Raw genomic sequence first — 17635 nt, forward strand, 5'->3', positions numbered from 1 at the left:
GCGAAGAGGACATGTAGGAGAGGGTTAAGGCATCTATCGCCCCTTTCTTATCCGGCCTCCAATAACGCACCCACTTCTTCGTGCATCACGGCGCGAAATTGGCCCCAACTGGCCCATTTGCCGCTAATCGCCGGATCAGTCCGGTCAGACAGTTGCCGCAAGCGGGCGGCCAGCACTGGTAACTCGGCCGGCAACACGGTGCGCATCTCGGCCACCTGTTCTGCCGGGTCGGCGACGTGCAAGGCGCCGCCTATTTCATCGAGCAGAAACACGTAACTCACAAACCGGCGCGACATGAGATCCGGCGTTGCGTAGGTGATAACGCTCAAAAACCGGCTGATCTGGACTGTGAGGCTCGTCTCTTCGGCGACTTCCCGTGCGAGCGCGCTGGCAATAGGTTCCCCCGGCCCGACGCCGCCGGTCAGCAGCCGGAATATCTCTGGCGGATAATACGTTTTGCGCGCTACCAAGATGCCGCCGTCGCGCCGGCGCACGACCATCCCGACTTCCCCGACCCGATCGGTCTTGATCAGCGGATCGAAGACGCCATCGGCCAGCACGACGTGGCGATGGCGCGGCATGCCATACCGGACGGCCAGTTCAGCCACTTCAGCTTGGTGGTGAACTGGCAGGTGGGCAACAATCGACTGAATGTTCATCATAGCTGCTACCTCAGCAATCTCCCGCTCAGAGTGCAGGCTAGGCGGTGTGGTAAAGGAACATGAGACTTCTCAGGCGGCGTCAAGACTACAAGCACTCGAAGGCGGTACGGCCTGCTGTCATTGCGAGGGCGCACCGCGCCCGAAGCAATCTCCCACTTTGGCCTGTTGTCATTGCGAGGGTGCAACGCACCCGAAACAATCTCCCGCTTTGGCGGAGTCCATCACTCAACAGGCTTCGTCCTGCGCAAGCAGCGCGTATGCTTATGATCGCAAGGATATGCAGCATATAGGGATGCAGCAGCGCTGCATCCCCATAAGCCACAGCCATCTCTTTACGCTCGCATTACCGTTGCAGCCGGGCCACAATCGTCAGATCCTTGGCCGGCCACGTGGCCAAATCCTGCTGGGGATGGTGCGAGTCGCTGCCGCCGGAGACGAGCAGGTTATGCCGCTGCGCCGCCGCCAGCAACCGCGCGCGGGTAGCGGCGTCATGGGTTGGGTAATAGACCTCGATTCCATCCAGACCCGCCGCCGCCAAAGCGGCAATGTCATCATCAGTGGCTGGAATGGCATAGATGCCTTTAGCGCGGCCCGGATGGGCCAGTACCGCCAACCCGCCGAGGTCGTGCGCAACGCTGATAATCTCGTCAACACTCAACGGCCGGTACGCCGCAGCGAAGTGGGTGAGGATGAAGCGCATCCCGGCCTCTTCGTCGCCTTCGCCGGCCACCCGGCCGGGCAAGTCATTGTTGCGCGCCAATGCCAGCGCGACATCAGCCACTGTCGGCGGACGATCGCGATCGCTGAGGCCGGGCAATCGAAAGCCGGCTGCCGCCAGATCACGCAGCAATTGCGCCGCATCGGCCGCATTCCGATTGACAACCTCAGCGCACAGATCAAGCAGGGCCGGCGCTTCCGGATCAACGCCATACACCAGCGTATGCCAGAGCTTGCCGTTAAAGGCGCTATCAATCTCGACCCCGCTCACCACCTGCACACCGTAGTGCATCCCGGCCATCGCGGTGGTAATCACATTCGCCGTCGTATTGTGATCGGTCACGGCAATCATCGTCAAGCCGCGCGCCGCCGCCGCCACCGCCAACGCCACCGGCGTCCACGTCGCATGGTGGGGTGTGGCGTTGGTATGGATATGCAAATCGATCATGGTCGCTCCACCGGCAGGTTGGCCGCCTGCCACGCTTCAATCCCGCCTTCAAGCGCGGCGACCGGCCCGTAGCCAAGATCACGAAAGATCTGCGCTCCGCGCTGGCCCGCCTCTGGCCGGCTAGCATCGCCGTAGGTGATGATCACCCAGCCGGGAGGCAAAGCCGCCAGTCGCTGGTTGAGATCGGGTGAGGCCAAACTGAGCGCGCCGGGCAAATGCGCAGCTTGGTAGGCCTCACCCGAACGCATATCGACAAAAATTACTTGGCCGGCTTGCCAGCGCTGTTGCGCATCGGCGACCGAAATCGCCGGCGCGGGCGGACTGTTGCTGAAATCGCCATGGCCAGCCGCCGCCTCAACGGTCGGCGCCACCGTCGGCGCAGCAGCCGGCGCCGGTGCGCCGGTTCCGGTGATCACGAAGGCAAACACGCCAGCCAGCACCACAATGCCGCCGATGATCGCCGGCAAGCGCCATGCCGGCGGTTGGTTGGTATGAGCTTCAAAATGTTCCATACATCAAATGTGGTATTGTCTACATCCTCGCGGTATTATAATGCAGATAGCTGTTCGCCGGCGCATTGCGCTCACTCACAGGAACTGCCTTATGATCACCGCGCTGCTCCCTCATCTGTACCAATTACGCTTGCCGCTCCCTTTCGCCCTCAACCATGTTAACGTCTATTTGCTGCGCGATGCGCAGGGCTGGACGGTAGTCGATACCGGTTTGCACACTCCGGCCGGCGAAGCCGGTTGGCAAGCGGCTTTCGCCGAACTCGACATCGAACCGCGCCAGATCCACACCATCGTCCTCACCCATTTTCATCCCGACCACTTCGGCATGGCCGGCTGGCTGCACGAGCGTTCGGGAGCGCGCGTGCTGCTGGCGCCACGCGAGATCGAACTGGCCGAAGAGGTGTGGATGCACCGCGCCGACCATGACGATCCTAGTTTACGCCATTTTCTCCGTCACGGCATGCCCGCCGATCTCGTGCAACAGGTCGTCGGCGCAATCGCAGCCTTACGCGCCGCCACCCGGCCGCATCCGCCGCTCACGCCGCTGCCGGCGGGCACATGGCTCACGATGGGAGAGCGGCGCTTTCTCGCGATCCATGCCCCCGGCCACAGCGACGGCCAATTAGTATTTTACTCCCCAGACGACCGGCTGGCGCTGGTTGGCGATCAAGTGTTGCTCAAGATCACGCCGCATATCGGCATCTGGCCGGAAAGCGAGCCGGATCCGTTGCGCAAATATCTCGCCTCGCTGAGCGAACTAGCCACGCTCGATGTCGAGCTGGCGCTACCCGGCCACGGCAAGACGATCACAACGTGGGCCGAGCGGGTGACCGAATTGCAAGCGCATCACCACGAACGGTTGGCTGCCATGTTGGAAGCGGTGCGCAATGGCGCAGAAACAGCCTTCGCCGTCGCGCAGCGCGTCTTCGCCGTCGAGCGTTTCACCCCCCACGAGGCGCGGTTTGCGATTGCCGAAACGATCGCCCACCTCGAGTTGCTGGTAGCCGATGGCGCTATTCATCGTCACGAGGACGATGAGCTGGTGCGGTATACGGCTTAACACCGGCACAGTGCGGCGCGTTCCGCTTGTCATTGCGAGGGAGCGGCGGCCCCCAGCCACGCGGGGGCCGCCCGACCGAAGCAATCCCCCCTCACCGGTTGTCATTGCGAGGGGGCGCAGCCCCAACGCAATCCCCCCTCACCGGTTGTCATTGCGAGGGGGCGCAGCCCCCGAAGCAATCTCCCGCTTCAGCGCAAGTGATCCCTGAGTGAACATCTCCCGTCCTCGCAGGAGATTGCTGCGCCGCCTCCGGCGGCTCGCAAGGACAGGTTCAATTGTCATTGCGAGGGAGCGGCGCTACCCAGCAACGCTGGGTGGCGCCCGACCTAAGCAATCTCCCCTCACCGGTTGTCATTGCGAGGGGGCGCAACCCCCGAAGCAATCCCCCGCTTCAGCGCAAGTGATCCCTGAGCGGGTATCTCCCATGCTCGCGGGAGATTGCTTCGCCGCCTTCGGCGGCTCGCACTGACACGTGTGAACGAGCGCGCTTTCGCCAATCTGTAATCTACGCACAATCTGCATACCTCAGCCCCTATGGTACGCTGCAAACAACGCAAGTCAAAGCGGGCAAAACGGGGTGGATGATGGGCCGCTGGATGTATGCACCGACTATATTGCTTATCTTGATACTCAGCATCTTCGCGTTAGCCAGCGCGTTGGTTGCCCCTGCGCTCGCTATCATCGCCCTAGCCGGCAGCGTGCTTGCGCTGCTCTGGGAACGTTACCGGCTCGCGCGCGCGATGCGCGCTTTGGCCCATCATCTCCACCACGCTCCCCTCGACGCCAAACTCGAAGTTGGCACTGGCGCGTGGGGTGAAGTTTGCCATGCCGTCAACCGGCTGTTGCACCAATGGCGCACCGAGCAGCACCGGCAACGATTACAGCCGGCCCAACCGGCGCTGCGCCAAATCAATCCGCTCAACCTCCATCCGCCGGTCGATGGCCACATCACCCCTATCGCCGTCTTAGCAGTCGGCCAACTTCATCTTGCCAACGAACTCGACGAACTGCGAGCCCGAACCCATCTGATCAGCGAACCAGTCGAACGCCAACAGGCCTTGCTCCAGTGGCGCGACAACGCTGTGCTGCTCATCTGCGGCGCTCTTGCCAGTGAAGCCGATCCGTTACGGAGCGCCGTGGCGGCGGCGACCAACATCATAGCTCGCGCTGAAGCCGCTGGCTTACCCATACCGCCGATGGCCCTGAGCAGTGGCCATGGCCGGGTGGCAGTCGTGCCGCTGATCGGGTTGCACACCATCGGCGAACCGCTTGAGCAAGCCGCAACCCTTATCCATCAAACCGCACCCGGCACCCTCACCTGCGCCGAAGAGGCCTATTTTTACCTCCGCAGCGCCGGCCTGCTCCCCCTCAGCGCAGTGCGCTTTACGACGCCGGCACGCAGTTACGCCCTCGCGCTCGGCGATACCTGCCTGCATCAGAAAGCGGAATAGTATCATGATCCTTGCGTTTTAAATCTGCCCGGCGTATAATATTGCTACGTATCGCTCCGACCAAGCCCCGTCGAATGGCGCGCCGCCGCTTCTGCGCAGGGATCTTTCATGGAAGAGTTGAATCATGCCGGCAATAATTCAAACGATCACGACGAAGTTCGCCAACCTGATCTGAACGATCTGCTCGATCGCGGCGATCAGGCGCTGATGGAGGAAATTCTGCGCGATCCGGCTCATGCGTATCGCAACCTCAAACACGGCGATACGGTTGATGGGCGGATCATGCGGATCGACCGCGACGAAATCCTCGTCGATATTGGCGCTAAAGCCGAAGGCGTCATCCCCAGCCGCGAGATGCAGACGCTCAGTGAAGAGGATCGCGCTGCGTTGAAGGTGGGTGATCCGGTACTTGTTTTCGTCGTCCAATCCGAAGACAAGGAAGGCCGCGCGATCCTGTCGATCGACAAGGCTCGGCAAGAGAAGAGCTGGCGCGCGTTGCAAGAATGTTACGAGCGGGGCGAGATTATCTACGCCCGCGTCAAGAACTACAACAAGGGCGGCCTGCTGGTCGATCTCGACGGCGTGCGCGGGTTTGTGCCTGCGTCACAAGTGTCGAGCATCAGCCGCAGCTCGGAAACGCAGAAGCAATCCGAAATGGCCCGGCTGGTTAATGTCGAATTGCCGTTGAAGGTCATCGAGATTAATCGTAACCGCAACCGCCTGATCTTGTCGGAACGGCAGGCGCTCGCTGAAACCCGCGAGTCGAAGAAGGATGAGTTGCTGTCGTCGTTGCGCGAGGGCGATGTGCGCGAAGGCATCGTTTCGTCGGTGTGCGATTTTGGCGCCTTTGTCGATATTGGCGGCGCCGATGGCCTCGTTCACCTCTCCGAGATTTCGTGGTCGCGGGTGAAACATCCCGCCGAGGTGCTCAAGGTCGGCAGCAAGGTGAAGGTGTCGATCCTGAGCATCGACCACGAGCGCAAGCGGATCGCGTTGTCGATTAAGCGCACCCAGAGCGAGCCGTGGACGAAGGTGGCTGAACGGTACCAGTTGGGCCAGATCGTCGAAGGGACGATCACGCAACTCACCTCGTTCGGCGCGTTTGCCCGGATCGAGGATGGGGTAGAGGGTCTCATCCACATTTCAGAGATGGGTGATGAGCGAATCCAGCACCCCCGCGAGGTGTTGAGCGAAGGGCAAGTGGTGCAGGCCCGGATTATCCGGATCGATCCGGCGCGGAAGCGGATGGGATTGAGTCTGCGGCTCCAACACGAGCCGTCCGAGAGCGGCGCAGAAGCGGAGGATGATGGCTAGCCCCTGCCGTTGCTTGGTCGAGATGGCGCTCTCAACCAAGCGCAACGGCACGGGAGGGCAATATTCGGATTCCCCGGTCTGTCAGGCCCAATAGTCGTTTCCTCCAGTCTAGCAGGTGGAGAAGAGTATGTCTGATCTGTACAGCAAATTTACCAAGCGCGCCAAGCAGGTGTTGCAATTAGCCGCCGAAGAGGCGCGCGCGTTTAACCATCCATACATCGGCACCGAGCATATTTTGCTGGGGCTGATCCGCGAAAGCGAAGGGATTGCGGCCCGTGTGCTCGATGAGCTGGGGGTGAAGCTGCCGCAGGCGCGCAGTGCGGTTGAGTTTATCGTTGGCCCCGGCGAGAGCACGATGGTCACTGACCAAGAACTAACGGCCCGCGCCCAGAAGGTGATTAAGTACGCGATTGAAGAGGCGAATCGCCTCAACCATCACTATATCGGCACCGAACACCTGTTGCTGGGGTTGGTGCGCAATGGCGAAGGCGTCGCCACCGGTGTGCTCGATATTCTGGGTGTGTCGCTCGAGCAGGTGCGTAATCAGGTGATGCGCACCCTGCGCCATGGCACCGCCGGCGCCAGCAGCGAAACGCGCGCTGCAGCTACTCCCGGCACGCCGCCGGCCCAACGCCAGTCGAAGACGCCGTACCTCGATGCGCTCGGCACCGATCTGACCGAGATGGCCGAACAGGGCCGGCTCGATCCGATCATTGGCCGCCAGCACGAGATCGAGCGCGTTATCCAGATTCTCTCGCGCCGCACGAAGAATAATCCGGCCCTGATCGGCGAACCCGGCGTCGGCAAGACGGCGATCGTCGAGGGCTTGGCCCAGCGGATTGTCCAAGGCGATGTGCCCGATAGCATCAAGGGCAAGCGGGTGGTGACGCTCGATATGGGGGCGCTGGTCGCCGGCACCAAGTACCGCGGCCAGTTTGAAGAGCGGCTCAAGCGCGTGATCGACGAGATCAAAGAGTCGCGCTGCATCCTCTTTATCGACGAGTTCCACACCATCATCGGCGCCGGCGGTGCGGAAGGCACGCTCGACGCGGCCAACATCCTCAAGCCAGCCCTCTCGCGCGGCGAGTTGCAGACGATCGGCGCGACCACGCTCGATGAGTATCGCAAGTATATCGAACGCGACGCCGCCCTCGAACGGCGCTTCCAGCCGGTCATGGTCGATGAACCGTCGATCGAGGATACGATCCAGATCTTGCGCGGGATCAAGTCGCGCTACGAGGATTTCCACCAGTTGCAGATCAGCGACGAGGCGATCCGCGCTGCGGCGGTGCTGTCGGCCCGCTATGTGCCCGACCGCCAGTTGCCGGATAAGGCGATCGACTTGATCGACGAAGCGGCTTCGCGCGTGCGCATGTATCGCTCGGCTACCCCGCCGCGCCTGCGCGATGCTCTGCGCGGTCTCGAAGCCCTGCGCAAAGAGCGCGAGGCGGCGCTGGAAGATCAGCAGCTTGAGCTGGCCGACAATCTGCGCGAGCGCGAAGAGCGCATGCTCCAGCGCATCCAAGAGATTGAGGCCGAACTCGGCACCCGCAGCGATGAACGCTACGACCGGCCTTACGTGACCGAAGAGGATATCGCGGAAGTGGTCGGGATGTGGACGGGTGTGCCGGTGACGCGCTTGACCGGTAACGAGACCCAGCGCCTCATGCACATGGAGGAGTTCCTCCACAGCCGGATCGTCGGCCAGCACGAGGCGATTGTCACTATCTCGAAGGCAGTGCGCCGCGCGCGCGCCGGCCTCAAAGACCCCAAGCGCCCGATCGGGAGCTTTATCTTCCTTGGCCCGACCGGCGTCGGCAAGACTGAGCTGGCCAAGGCGCTGGCCGAGTTTATGTTCGGCACCGAAGAGGCGCTGATCAAGATTGATATGTCCGAGTTCCAAGAGCGCCACACCACCTCGCGGCTGGTCGGCTCGCCGCCCGGCTATATCGGCTATGGCGAAGGCGGCCAACTGACCGACGCCGTCCGCCGCAAGCCGTACAGCGTGGTGCTGTTCGATGAGATCGAGAAGGCGCACCCCGATGCCTTCAATCTCTTGCTGCAAGTGCTCGAAGATGGCCACCTGACCGATGGCAAGGGCCGGCGGGTTGACTTCCGCAACACCATCATCATCATGACCAGCAACGTCGGCACCGAGCACATCCGCCGCGCGTCACGGATCGGCTTCGGCGGCAATGCCAACGAGATTGATCAGACCGATATGCGGCGCAAGGTTGATGAGGCGCTCAGAATGCTCTTCCGGCCTGAGTTCCTCAACCGCATTGACGCGACGATCATCTTCCATCCGCTGACCAGTGAAGAGATTCAGTCGATCACCCAACTGATGCTCAAGCGGGTGCAGACGCAGCTCGATGAGCACCAGATCAAGCTGGTCGTGCAGCCGGACGCGCTTGAGTTCCTTGCTCGCCGCGGCTACGACCCGGCCTTCGGCGCGCGACCGCTCCGCCGGGTGATCACCAACCTGATCGAAGACCCGCTGGCCGAAGGGTTGCTCTCTGGGCAGTTCCAAGATGGCGATACGGTGATCGTCGATACCCACGAGGATCAACTGCGGTTGCGCTCACAGCGCGAAATTGACCAAGAGAAGGTCGAAGAAAGCCCCGCATTGGCGTAGAGACAACGGTAAAGGCAACAGGAGGGGCGCAGCGATGCTGCGCCCCTTTCCTTGTCCCTACCGCCCGCTACCTAACAACGCCCCCAACAATGCGGCTCGTCCAACCATCCCTACTAACCGGCCGTCGTTATCAACCACCGGCAACCGCTTGATCCTGTGCGCGATCGTCTGCTCAACCGCGGCTGCAATCGGGGTATCTGGCGTCACCGTAATCACCGGACTCGTCATGACACTGGCGGCGGTTTGATTCTTGAGCGCCAGCTCTAGCTCAGGCGGGCGCGCGCCGCCACTGATCCAGATTGCGAAGCGTTGCAACAAGCCCGGCGCCACCGGTCGCATTGCCCGGCGCAGAATGTCGCCATCGCTGATGATGCCAATCACACGCCTGTCTTTGTCGATCACCACGGCGCGCCGGCGCGGCGTCGATAAAATCCGATCGAGCGTCTCGATCAACGGCGTCTCAGGCGTGACGGTTGGCACATCGCGGTTCATCACTTCACCCACCGTCTTAGCCGTGCTGAGATCGGCTGGCGCCGTATCAGCGCTGGTCGCGAAGTTGTTGGCAACCGTTTGTAACACATCCGACCGGCTGAGCATCCCCACCAGCCGGCCTTCGTTATCCACCACCGGCAACCGCTTGTGATCGTGCTCGGCCATCACCAACGCCGCTTGCGCCAACGAAGCTGTCACCGGGATGGTATGTGGGTTTGGTGTCATCACATCGCCAGCCTTTTCCGGACGCGCCGCCATCGCTGCTAATTGCGCCGCCCGTTCGTCACCCGGCAATAACTGCTGCAAGTGCAGCGGCAACTGGCTGACGCCACGCTGCAACAAATCGGCGTCGGTGACAATCCCCACCACCTTGCGCTGCCCATCCACGACCGGCATCGCCCGCAAGCCGCGTTCGAGCAGTAACCGCACCAACTCGCCAACCGGCGTATCCACCGTCACTGAAACCACATCGTGATTCATCACATCGGCGACGGTCAAGTGAGAGGGAAAAAGCCCGCCGGCACGCCGGCCTACTTTCACGACTTGCACCGGCGACAGCACGATCAAGCCCTCTTGCACAATCTCGCTCAGCTTGGGCAGCACTCGTTGCAAGCGATCAGTGCGGTCAATGCACGTGACGATCAATGGTAACCGGCTCGGAATATCAACCAGCAGATCGCTATGAAACACGCCGTGGGTGCCGTAGCCCCCCACTCCGCGCAAAACGGTCACTCCCGGCGCACCGGCAGCCCGGAGGGTATCGACAATCCGCGAGGCAATAGTGCGCCCCTGCTGGCTATCACCCTCATCGATATAGATCCAGAGCTGCTGTGTCACGGCCTGCTCCATTGGAGACCTCCTTTCAAGGCGGCAAGGGCGACGCCTAGCGTCGCCCTCACCTACTATCCTGCGCCAAACTCCTTACCCACCAATCCAGCGCCCAAGCCCGACCCCAATCACCACGGCAATCAGGCCACCCACCACGCTTCCGCCGACATACCCCGCCGCCGCCAGCCAGTTGCCGGCGTTAAAGAGGGTAAAGCTCTCGTAGCCAAACGTCGAGAAGGTGGTGAACCCGCCGAGCAAGCCCGTCACCAACATCAGCCGCACCGGTTCGCTGAGCGTCAGCCGGTTGGCGGCAAGGGTCAGCAACATGCCAATCAGCAGACAGCCCAACAGGTTGATGATGAAGGTGCCGTACGGCCACGCCGTGCCTAGGCGTTGGGCCGCCCACAACCCAATGCCGTAGCGGAGGTTGGCGCCAATCGCCGCCCCCAGCGCAATCGCCAATACGTTGTTCATCGCTGCCTATCTCTCCTTCATCCAAGGCAGAGCCCGACAATAGCTATTTGTATTGTACGACGATTGGGGGGATTGTGGGATAGGGCTGGAGATGGAATGCTGGGGCGAAGGATTGTTCGCCCCAGCATTCCACCCCTTACGCCCGCACCTCTTGGCGTTGGAAGAGGATATAACCGATGGCGAACAGCACGATCGTCGCCGCGATCAGGCCGGTGGCGTGCGGCCACGTCAGCAAGATGCTTTGCCCAGCCGGCAGTGGCGTGCCGGGGATAGCATTGTGCAACTGGATGGGCAGTACAATCCCCAAGGCGCGCACCGCCGGGTTGAGCATCGCCAGCGCCACCTCTGAGAAGAGGGTGTTCGGCGACAGCCGGGTGAGCAGCAGTTCCAGTTGAATCTGGTTGATCAGCGCCTGCGTATCACCCGGCGGCGCCGGTTGCAGCGTGCGGGCTAGCAGGCTGGCGATGATGCCCCAGAAGACGGTGAAGAAGAGCCAGACCGCAATCGCAGCTAACGCCGCCGTAGCCGGTTGGCGGAAGATGATCGAGAAGAGCATCGCCAGCGCCAACCAGATTCCGCCGTAGAAGATGGTGATCAGCAAGAACCAGAGCATGCGCACCGTCTCTTCACCGCTCGGCGGCACGCCCAATTGCAGCAGACCCATGCCGATGATCAGCAGCCAGATCGCGGTCAGGGCCAAAGCCAGCGTGCCCAAGCCGGCCAAGAATTTGCCCAACAGCAGGGCATCGCGGTAGATCGGCTGCGCCAAAACCTTCGAGAGCGTGCGCTGGTTGAACTCACCGTTGATCGAGTCAAACGCCAGCGCAATTGCAAGCAACGGCACCAGCAAGCCAAGGAAGCCGACAAAGGCCGGCAGCGGCTCGCGGGCCGTGGTAAAGAGGCGCAAGAAGAGGAAATCATCGCTCGTACCGGCGCCGGCGCGCAGATTCTGCGACGCAGCGTAGACAGTGCCAAAGGCGGTGAGCAAGATCAGCGCCTCAAGGATCATCATGCGGGCGCTGGTCAGGTAATCGGCCATCTCTTTGGCCACCACCGCCCACAACCCCGTCCACGGCGACCCTTCGCGCTGGCGCGCGGGCGCTAGGCTACGCGCGTGCTGCATAGGCCGCTCCTTTCTGGAAGTAGCGCGCATACACCTCATCGAGGCTGGGTGTGTCTACGCTCAGACCAAGCAACTTGCCACCCGCCTCAATCACCTTGCGAGCAATCTCGGCGCGCAGATCGGCGCGCGCTTCGACGTTGTACCGGGAGCCGTTCGCCGACACTTGTACCACATCGGGCAAGGCGCGCAACGCCGCCGCCACCGCATCGCCTCCTTCGGCTTCAACGTGAATGCGGTAAGCGCCGCCAAGTACGCGCTGGGCCAGCTCGCCGACCGTGCCTTCCAGCACCATGCGCCCTTGGTGGAAGAGACCGACCCGATCACAAACCGCCTGCACCTGTTGCAGCAAGTGCGACGAGAGCAAGATGGTGATGCCGCTCGCCTTAAGCTGGCGGATGAGATCGAGAAATTCGCGCACCGCTTCCGGGTCAAGCGCCAGCGTCGGCTCGTCCATGATGATCAGTTGCGGCTGCTTGATCAAAATCTCGGCCACCCCCAACCGCTGGCGCATACCGCGCGAGAAGGTCTTAACCCGCCGGTCGGCCACGTTGCTCAACCCGACCTGATCGAGCGCCTCGTTGATGCGCTTGCTCAGCTCTGGCTCGCGGATGCCATTGAGCTTAGCGATGTAATGCAGGTTCTCGCGCGCGGTCAGGTGATCGTAGAAACCGACCTGATCGGGCAGATAGCCAACCCGCGCCTTGACGCTGAGCGGCTGGCGAGCCGGGTCAAGCCCCAACACCTTCACACTACCGCTGGTTGGCTCGGTCAGGCCCAGCAGCATCAGAATGGTGGTCGTCTTACCGGCGCCGTTCGGCCCCAACAGGCCGAAAATCTCGCCCTTGCGCACGGTCAGGTTGAGGTGATCGACGGCGGTAAACGCGCCGTATTGTTTGGTCAAATCACGGCATTCAATCACCACGTCGGTCATAATCGTTTCCCCGTTATCTGTAGAGCCGCACGGCGTGCGGCTCCACCACCGTAACGCACAGCCGTGTGTCTTTACCACCGTAACGCACAGCCGTGCGGCTCTACGTTATCGGCGGCCAAACCGCATCACCGCCACGCCGACGCCAACCACCGCCACCGCAATCAGGGCAATCCCAACCAACCCCCAAATCGTCGAGGTTAACACCGTAAACCGGAATTCGCTGGTAGCTACCGCCGCCTCAGCCGGACGGGCAGTAAAGGTGACGAGATAGTCGCCGGCGATGGCCTGATTCGATGGCTGCACCTTCGCGGTGACTTCGACCAGTTGGCCGTTGGCTAACTCAGGAATCTGCTTCGGCTCGAACTCAACCGTCCACCCAACCGGCGGCGAGGCGCTCAGTTCGATGTTGCGGGCCGGCGCGCTGCCGGTATTGCGCACAATCAGCTTCACATCGGTCTTTTCACCGATCCGCGCTTCGCCGGATAGCCGGCCATCAGGCGTGGTCAGCAACAACTGCGGTTGGCCAGTAATATCGGCCACAAGGCGGGTGGTCGCTTGCAAATCGCCGCCACGGGCCAAAATACCGATTTCATACGTACCGGCAGGCACGTCCGTATTGAGCGCGCGCACTTCCACGCTGAGGTTCTTCGACTCGTTGGGGCCAAACGGCACGCTGGTAATGCTCTGGCCCGACAGCTTGAAATCGACTTGGAAGCCGCGCGGCGCTTCGGCCAGCAAGCTCACCGGCACCTCTTCACTACTCTCATTCTTGAGGGTCACGTTGTAGCGGAAGGTGGTCGAAGGCGCACCGCGCAACGTCGGCAGATCGACTTTGAAGGTCAGACCAGCGGGGTTCACCGTCTTGGCCTTCAGCGTCAACTCGATCGGCAACGCCACCTCTTGGTTCACCCCGGTTGCTACCGCCACCATCCGGTACGAACCGGCCTTCACATCTGACGGCGGCTCGATCCGCAGATCAAAGGTCGCATTGTTATTCGGCTCAACATAGGCCGCTTGGATCACGCGCCCATCGCCGCGGAAAGTGACATTCCAGCCGCTTGGCGCTTCACGCATGCCAAGGCGCACGATCTGCGGCGTGGTATCGGTGCCGAGGGTGAGTTTAACGGTGACAACATCGCCAACCGTGGCTTCTTGGGCCGGGTAACGGGTGTAGAAAAAGAGATCACGCTGGTTCTCTTGGGCCAGCGCCGGCGCTGCGCCCACAACGGCGATCAGCGCCAACATCACGAGCAAGCTGATGATGCGAAACGCACGCATCGTCTACCTCCCCTTGTGATGGCAACTGCACAATCTGCCGCGGAGATCCGCTCACGTTCGGGAAGATAGAGGGTCATGATTAGAAACAGATTAGCGGTGTATTAGCGTTTTCTATGAAATCTCCTCCTTGGTCAGCGCATATTCCCATAACTGGTGCGGGGCATCGAGCGATGACTGCGGGCGCATCACCCGCACGTGCAAGGGGAGCGTTTGCAGGTGCGCATACAAAAGGCGGAGCGGAATTGAATGCACCGACTGCGGGTACAGCTTAAAGCGGTAATAGAGTGCGTGATCAGGGAAGCCTAAACGCTTGAGGGCAGTGTAGGCGCGGCGGCGTAGTTGCAAGCGGTATGGCCAGTGAATATGGTGGCAAACGTTCGTAAAGATCAATCCGCCCGGCGCTAACACCCGCGCAAACTCGCTGAAGAGGTGCAGGATCGCTTGCTGATCGGGAATGTGCTGGAAGACGCCAAAGGAAAAGATCAGGTCAATGCTGTTATCGGGCAGATCGAGCCGGCTAGCCGTATTGACCAGAAACTGGGCATGAGGCAAATCGCGATGCAATTCGCGTGCTTTGAGAATGAGACTTTCGGCGACATCGAGACCGATATACTCGGCGAAATGCTCGCGCAGCGCCGGCGCCACCCGCCCGATCCCGCAACCGAAATCGAGCACGCGCTGAAACCGGCGCGGATAACCGAGACGTTGCATCTCTTGGTGCAACTGCGCTACCTGATGCCGGCCCGTCTGAAAGAACTCGTCTAATTCCCAACCGGACATACCGGTCATCGCCCAGAACGGATCAAGCTGACCTAAGGCATTCCATTGCTGTTGGTTGTAGGCAAAGGTCATAGTTCCTCCTGCCAAGACGTAGGGCAAATTGATACCTTTACTCATCAAACCACATCTACCCTCGTTTGTCTTGTGAGTTTTGGCAGGGATGCGGATGGGGAGATTTTCCTCATTGTAAAGGCGTATTTCATGCAACTCTCGCCTAGAGAAACACCTGCGAACATGCACGTGCAGAGCATTGCTCTAGCCTCTCGCACCACCATCGCGGCGCCGATTTGCGGCCAAGGTATGCCCATGCTATGATGCGCTTGCTAACGGCGGAACGACCCTCCGGCTGAACAGGTTAACGGCGGCAATGATCCACCCCTTGCGCGAAATCATCCTCACCGGAGCGTATAATCTCTTCATCCGCTTGCGATTGGCGCAGCATGTTCTCTTCCGCCCGCGCGCAATCGGGGTGCGGGTGATTGTGCAACGTGGCGATGAATTTTTGCTGGTGCGTCACCGTGGCGGGGCGAAACCGTGGGGATTGCCCGGCGGTGCGATCGATCACGGTGAAGCGCCGGCGGAAGCGGCCCGCCGCGAGGCGCTCGAAGAGAGCGGCTGCCCGGTGACGGTGACTGGTCTGCACGGGGTGTTTCACTACGTGGCTCACGGGCTCAGCGATTATGTGATCGTCTTTACTGCGGTGGCTGATGGCCCGCCGGCGCCGCCCCGCGGCGACATCGAAATCTGTGATGCCCAATTTTTTCACCCTGATCGTCTGCCCGCCGGGGTCGACGCCGGCAGCGCGCGCCGGATCGCCGAAGTGCGGCGCGGCGAACGCAATCTCTATCGAGCGTGGTAACGCAAAGGCGCAGAGCAGGCAAAGGCGCAGAGATCGAAACGCAAAGGCGCAAAGGACGCCAAGAACGCAGAGATTTGTTAGAGGTTGTTTACCTACCGTGCTTATGCTTGTACACTATCCAAAAACCTTTGCGCCCTCTGCGTCCTTCGCGTCTTTGCGTTTACAAAACTGTGCGTCTTTGCGTTTGAATCACTTCGCGTCTTTGCGTTCACTTGTCATCGAGGTCAACTATGCCTTATACACCCATTCTTGCTACCCTCGGCTACGTGCTTTCACCCGACCGCCAAACAGTGCTGATGGTGCATCGCAACGCTCGCCCCGGCGACCAGCATCTGGGCAAATACAACGGGCTTGGCGGTAAACTCGAACGCGACGAAGAGATCGTCGCCGGGATGCAGCGCGAGCTGCGCGAAGAGGCCGGCATCACTGCGCTCGAATTAACGTTGCGCGGCACGGTGAGCTGGCCGGGTTTCGGCAAAAACGGCGAAGACTGGTTTGCGTTTATTTTCGTCATCACCCGCTTTAGCGGCACGCCACCGGCGGCCAATGTCGAAGGCACGCTCGAATGGGTGCCGATTGCGCGGGTGATGGAACTGCCGCTCTGGCCCGGCGACCGCTTCTTTCTGCCACTCGTTTTCGACAACGACCCGCGCCCGTTCCACGGCGTGATGCCCTACGCCAACGGCCAGCCGGTTGATTGGCGCTATAGCCGGCTTGGGGGATAACGGGATTGGAGAGGTGGGGAGGCGGGAGACAGCCAATGCTCCCGTCCTCCCTACGCCACTAACGACCAACCTTGTCTATAGAGAGCGCAGAAATGATAGCCGGTTACTTCCCGCGTCCCCGGCAGTCTGCCGTAAACACCGCATTTCAAGGGGATACAGCCGCTCACACCGTGGTATAATTGCCACTACAGCACGAACCGCCGCGCACTTGCGCATTGCATACGGCAGAAAACCATGCTTGACATTAAACTTATCCGCGAGCAGCCCGACGAAGTGAAGCGCCAACTGGCCCGCTGCGGTGTTGATGGCGCAATTATCGATCAGGTGCTGGCCTTCGACGAGCAGCGCCGCCGTTTGATCTACGAGGTTGAGACGCGCAAAGCCGAACGCAACGCCGTCTCGAAGCAGATCGGCGCTATGAAAGACGCTGCCGAGCGACAGGCTAAGATCGAGGCGATGCGCCAGCTCGGCGATGAAATCGCGGCGCTTGATCGCCAACTGGCCGAGGTCGAAGAGCAACAACGGGCCGCGATGCTTGAGATTCGCAATCTGCCGCACCCTGATGTGCCCGATGGGGTTGATGAAAACGATAACGTGGTCATCTACCAAGAGGGTGAAGCGCGGCAATTGCCCTTCCCCGCCCGCCCGCACTGGGAACTGGGTGAGGCGCTGGGCATTCTCGACTTCGAGCGCGGCGTCAAGCTGGCCGGTTCGCGCTTTTATGTCATGCGCGGCGCCGGCGCGCGCCTGCAACGGGCCGTCATCCAATGGCTGCTCGATCTCCATCTGCAACAAGGCTACCAAGAGGTCTACACGCCGTTTGTAGTTAAAGAATCGGTGTTGTGGGCCTCCGGCCAATTGCCCAAATTCCGTGACAACCTCTACCGCGATGAAGAGTCGGGTTTGTGGCTGGTGCCGACGGCAGAAGTGCCGATTACCAGCCTCTACGCCGACGAGATTCTCGAAGCGAGCCAGTTGCCGATCTATCACGCCGCCTACACCCCCTGTTTCCGCAAGGAACAGCTCAGCGCCGGGCGTGATGTGCGCGGGATCAAGCGCGGCCACCAGTTCGATAAGGTCGAGATGTACATGTTCGTCAAGCCCGAAGAGAGCTATCAGGCGCTGGAAAAGCTGCGCCGCGACGCCGAAGAGTGCGCGCGATTGTTGGGCTTGCCGTTCCGCACCAAACTGCTCTGCACTGCCGATCTTGGCTTCGGTTCGACCAAAACCTACGACATCGAGGTATGGGCGCCGGGAGTGGGTGAATGGCTCGAAGTCAGCTCGTGCTCGAACGTCGAGGCGTTTCAAGCCCGCCGCGCCAACCTACGCTACCGGCCCGAACCGGG

General features: G+C 61.2%; 15 protein-coding genes, 1 tRNA gene and 1 pseudogene. 7 read left to right on the forward strand and 10 right to left on the reverse strand.

The genetic code is table 11. The features are described from left to right. Positions 1 to 47: 47 nt before the first annotated feature. From A6A03_RS03000 to A6A03_RS03010, 3 genes are all read right to left on the reverse strand, one after another. Positions 48 to 662 carry an NUDIX hydrolase gene (locus tag A6A03_RS03000; protein WP_245668795.1) on the reverse strand — a complete coding sequence of 205 codons (615 nt, stop codon included), beginning with the start codon at positions 660 to 662 and terminating at the stop codon, positions 48 to 50. Positions 663 to 1005: 343 nt separating this feature from the next. Next, complete coding sequence (locus tag A6A03_RS03005; RefSeq protein ID WP_066783440.1) at positions 1006 to 1827, reverse strand: PHP domain-containing protein; 822 nt, start codon at positions 1825 to 1827, stop codon at positions 1006 to 1008. Next, positions 1824 to 2339 (reverse strand): rhodanese-like domain-containing protein, encoded by a 516-nt coding sequence (locus tag A6A03_RS03010; RefSeq protein WP_066783441.1) that lies wholly within the window; start codon positions 2337 to 2339, stop codon positions 1824 to 1826. Before A6A03_RS03010 ends, A6A03_RS03005 begins: the two co-directional genes overlap by 4 nt. A 91-nt stretch (positions 2340 to 2430) precedes the next feature. Here A6A03_RS03010 and A6A03_RS03015 point away from each other — a divergent pair, with 91 nt between their 5' ends. The 4 genes from A6A03_RS03015 (at position 2431) to A6A03_RS03030 (ending at position 8799) form a co-directional block, all read left to right on the forward strand. Further along, positions 2431 to 3399, forward strand: a complete 969-nt coding sequence (locus tag A6A03_RS03015; protein WP_066783442.1) for an MBL fold metallo-hydrolase — start codon at positions 2431 to 2433, stop codon at positions 3397 to 3399. 596 nt (positions 3400 to 3995) lie between these two features. Then, positions 3996 to 4850 (forward strand): DUF3329 domain-containing protein, encoded by an 855-nt coding sequence (locus A6A03_RS03020; protein WP_245668796.1) that lies wholly within the window; start codon positions 3996 to 3998, stop codon positions 4848 to 4850. A 108-nt stretch (positions 4851 to 4958) separates the two neighbouring features. Then, entirely contained in the window at positions 4959 to 6164 is a 1206-nt protein-coding gene (gene rpsA / locus A6A03_RS03025; RefSeq protein WP_066783448.1) for a 30S ribosomal protein S1, read from the forward strand. 127 nt (positions 6165 to 6291) lie between these two features. Further along, positions 6292 to 8799: an ATP-dependent Clp protease ATP-binding subunit gene (locus A6A03_RS03030; RefSeq protein WP_066783450.1), complete on the forward strand. Its 2508-nt coding sequence runs from the start codon at positions 6292 to 6294 to the stop codon at positions 8797 to 8799. Positions 8800 to 8856: 57 nt separating this feature from the next. Here the strand turns inward: A6A03_RS03030 and A6A03_RS03035 are convergent, their stop codons facing one another. The 6 genes from A6A03_RS03035 to A6A03_RS03060 all read right to left on the reverse strand — a co-directional run bounded on the left by A6A03_RS03035 (position 8857) and on the right by A6A03_RS03060 (position 14777). After that, positions 8857 to 10140, reverse strand: coding sequence for a DUF190 domain-containing protein (locus A6A03_RS03035; RefSeq protein ID WP_066783452.1), 1284 nt, complete (start codon positions 10138 to 10140; stop codon positions 8857 to 8859). A gap of 72 nt (positions 10141 to 10212) precedes the next feature. Then, a complete protein-coding gene (gene crcB, locus A6A03_RS03040; protein WP_066783454.1) occupies positions 10213 to 10593 on the reverse strand; it encodes a fluoride efflux transporter CrcB in 381 nt (126 codons plus the stop codon). Positions 10594 to 10729: 136 nt separating this feature from the next. Continuing rightward, positions 10730 to 11716, reverse strand: a complete 987-nt coding sequence (locus tag A6A03_RS03045) for an ABC transporter permease (protein ID WP_066783456.1) — start codon at positions 11714 to 11716, stop codon at positions 10730 to 10732. After that, on the reverse strand, positions 11700 to 12647 hold the full coding sequence (locus A6A03_RS03050) for an ABC transporter ATP-binding protein (protein WP_066783457.1): 948 nt from the start codon (positions 12645 to 12647) through the stop codon (positions 11700 to 11702). Before A6A03_RS03050 ends, A6A03_RS03045 begins: the two co-directional genes overlap by 17 nt. A 105-nt stretch (positions 12648 to 12752) precedes the next feature. Then, entirely contained in the window at positions 12753 to 13925 is a 1173-nt protein-coding gene (locus tag A6A03_RS03055) for a COG1470 family protein (RefSeq protein WP_066783459.1), read from the reverse strand. A 111-nt stretch (positions 13926 to 14036) separates the two neighbouring features. Next, positions 14037 to 14777 carry a class I SAM-dependent methyltransferase gene (locus A6A03_RS03060; protein WP_066783461.1) on the reverse strand — a complete coding sequence of 247 codons (741 nt, stop codon included), beginning with the start codon at positions 14775 to 14777 and terminating at the stop codon, positions 14037 to 14039. Positions 14778 to 15072: 295 nt separating this feature from the next. Between A6A03_RS03060 and A6A03_RS03065 the strand changes: the two genes are divergently transcribed. From A6A03_RS03065 to A6A03_RS21085, 3 genes and pseudogenes are all read left to right on the forward strand, one after another. Next, positions 15073 to 15564, forward strand: coding sequence for an NUDIX domain-containing protein (locus tag A6A03_RS03065; RefSeq protein WP_066783463.1), 492 nt, complete (start codon positions 15073 to 15075; stop codon positions 15562 to 15564). 230 nt (positions 15565 to 15794) lie between these two features. After that, on the forward strand, positions 15795 to 16289 hold the full coding sequence (locus A6A03_RS03070; protein WP_066783465.1) for an NUDIX hydrolase: 495 nt from the start codon (positions 15795 to 15797) through the stop codon (positions 16287 to 16289). A 234-nt stretch (positions 16290 to 16523) separates the two neighbouring features. After that, positions 16524 to 16784, forward strand: a pseudogene (locus A6A03_RS21085) (serine--tRNA ligase); the annotation flags it as partial. Positions 16785 to 17536: 752 nt separating this feature from the next. On the opposite strand, the gene A6A03_RS20260 reads toward A6A03_RS21085, so the two are convergent. Continuing rightward, positions 17537 to 17627, reverse strand: a tRNA-Phe gene (locus A6A03_RS20260). Between the last annotated feature and the right edge of the window lie 8 nt (positions 17628 to 17635).

It is taken from the genome of Chloroflexus islandicus (assembly GCF_001650695.1).
In the GTDB taxonomy this organism is placed as follows: domain Bacteria; phylum Chloroflexota; class Chloroflexia; order Chloroflexales; family Chloroflexaceae; genus Chloroflexus; species Chloroflexus islandicus.

Coding starts and splice junctions, on each gene's coding strand:
- A6A03_RS03070 (WP_066783465.1), top strand. CDS start 15,795: ATGCCTTATACACCCATTCTTGCTACCCTCGGCTACGTGCTTTCACCC.
- A6A03_RS03030 (WP_066783450.1), top strand. CDS start 6,292: ATGTCTGATCTGTACAGCAAATTTACCAAGCGCGCCAAGCAGGTGTTG.
- A6A03_RS03045 (WP_066783456.1), bottom strand. CDS start 11,716: ATGCAGCACGCGCGTAGCCTAGCGCCCGCGCGCCAGCGCGAAGGGTCG.
- A6A03_RS03010 (WP_066783441.1), bottom strand. CDS start 2,339: ATGGAACATTTTGAAGCTCATACCAACCAACCGCCGGCATGGCGCTTG.
- A6A03_RS03000 (WP_245668795.1), bottom strand. CDS start 662: ATGATGAACATTCAGTCGATTGTTGCCCACCTGCCAGTTCACCACCAA.
- A6A03_RS03065 (WP_066783463.1), top strand. CDS start 15,073: ATGATCCACCCCTTGCGCGAAATCATCCTCACCGGAGCGTATAATCTC.
- A6A03_RS03015 (WP_066783442.1), top strand. CDS start 2,431: ATGATCACCGCGCTGCTCCCTCATCTGTACCAATTACGCTTGCCGCTC.
- A6A03_RS03020 (WP_245668796.1), top strand. CDS start 3,996: ATGTATGCACCGACTATATTGCTTATCTTGATACTCAGCATCTTCGCG.
- rpsA (WP_066783448.1), top strand. CDS start 4,959: ATGGAAGAGTTGAATCATGCCGGCAATAATTCAAACGATCACGACGAA.
- A6A03_RS03055 (WP_066783459.1), bottom strand. CDS start 13,925: ATGCGTGCGTTTCGCATCATCAGCTTGCTCGTGATGTTGGCGCTGATC.
- A6A03_RS03005 (WP_066783440.1), bottom strand. CDS start 1,827: ATGATCGATTTGCATATCCATACCAACGCCACACCCCACCATGCGACG.
- crcB (WP_066783454.1), bottom strand. CDS start 10,593: ATGAACAACGTATTGGCGATTGCGCTGGGGGCGGCGATTGGCGCCAAC.
- A6A03_RS03035 (WP_066783452.1), bottom strand. CDS start 10,140: ATGGAGCAGGCCGTGACACAGCAGCTCTGGATCTATATCGATGAGGGT.
- A6A03_RS03060 (WP_066783461.1), bottom strand. CDS start 14,777: ATGACCTTTGCCTACAACCAACAGCAATGGAATGCCTTAGGTCAGCTT.
- A6A03_RS03050 (WP_066783457.1), bottom strand. CDS start 12,647: ATGACCGACGTGGTGATTGAATGCCGTGATTTGACCAAACAATACGGC.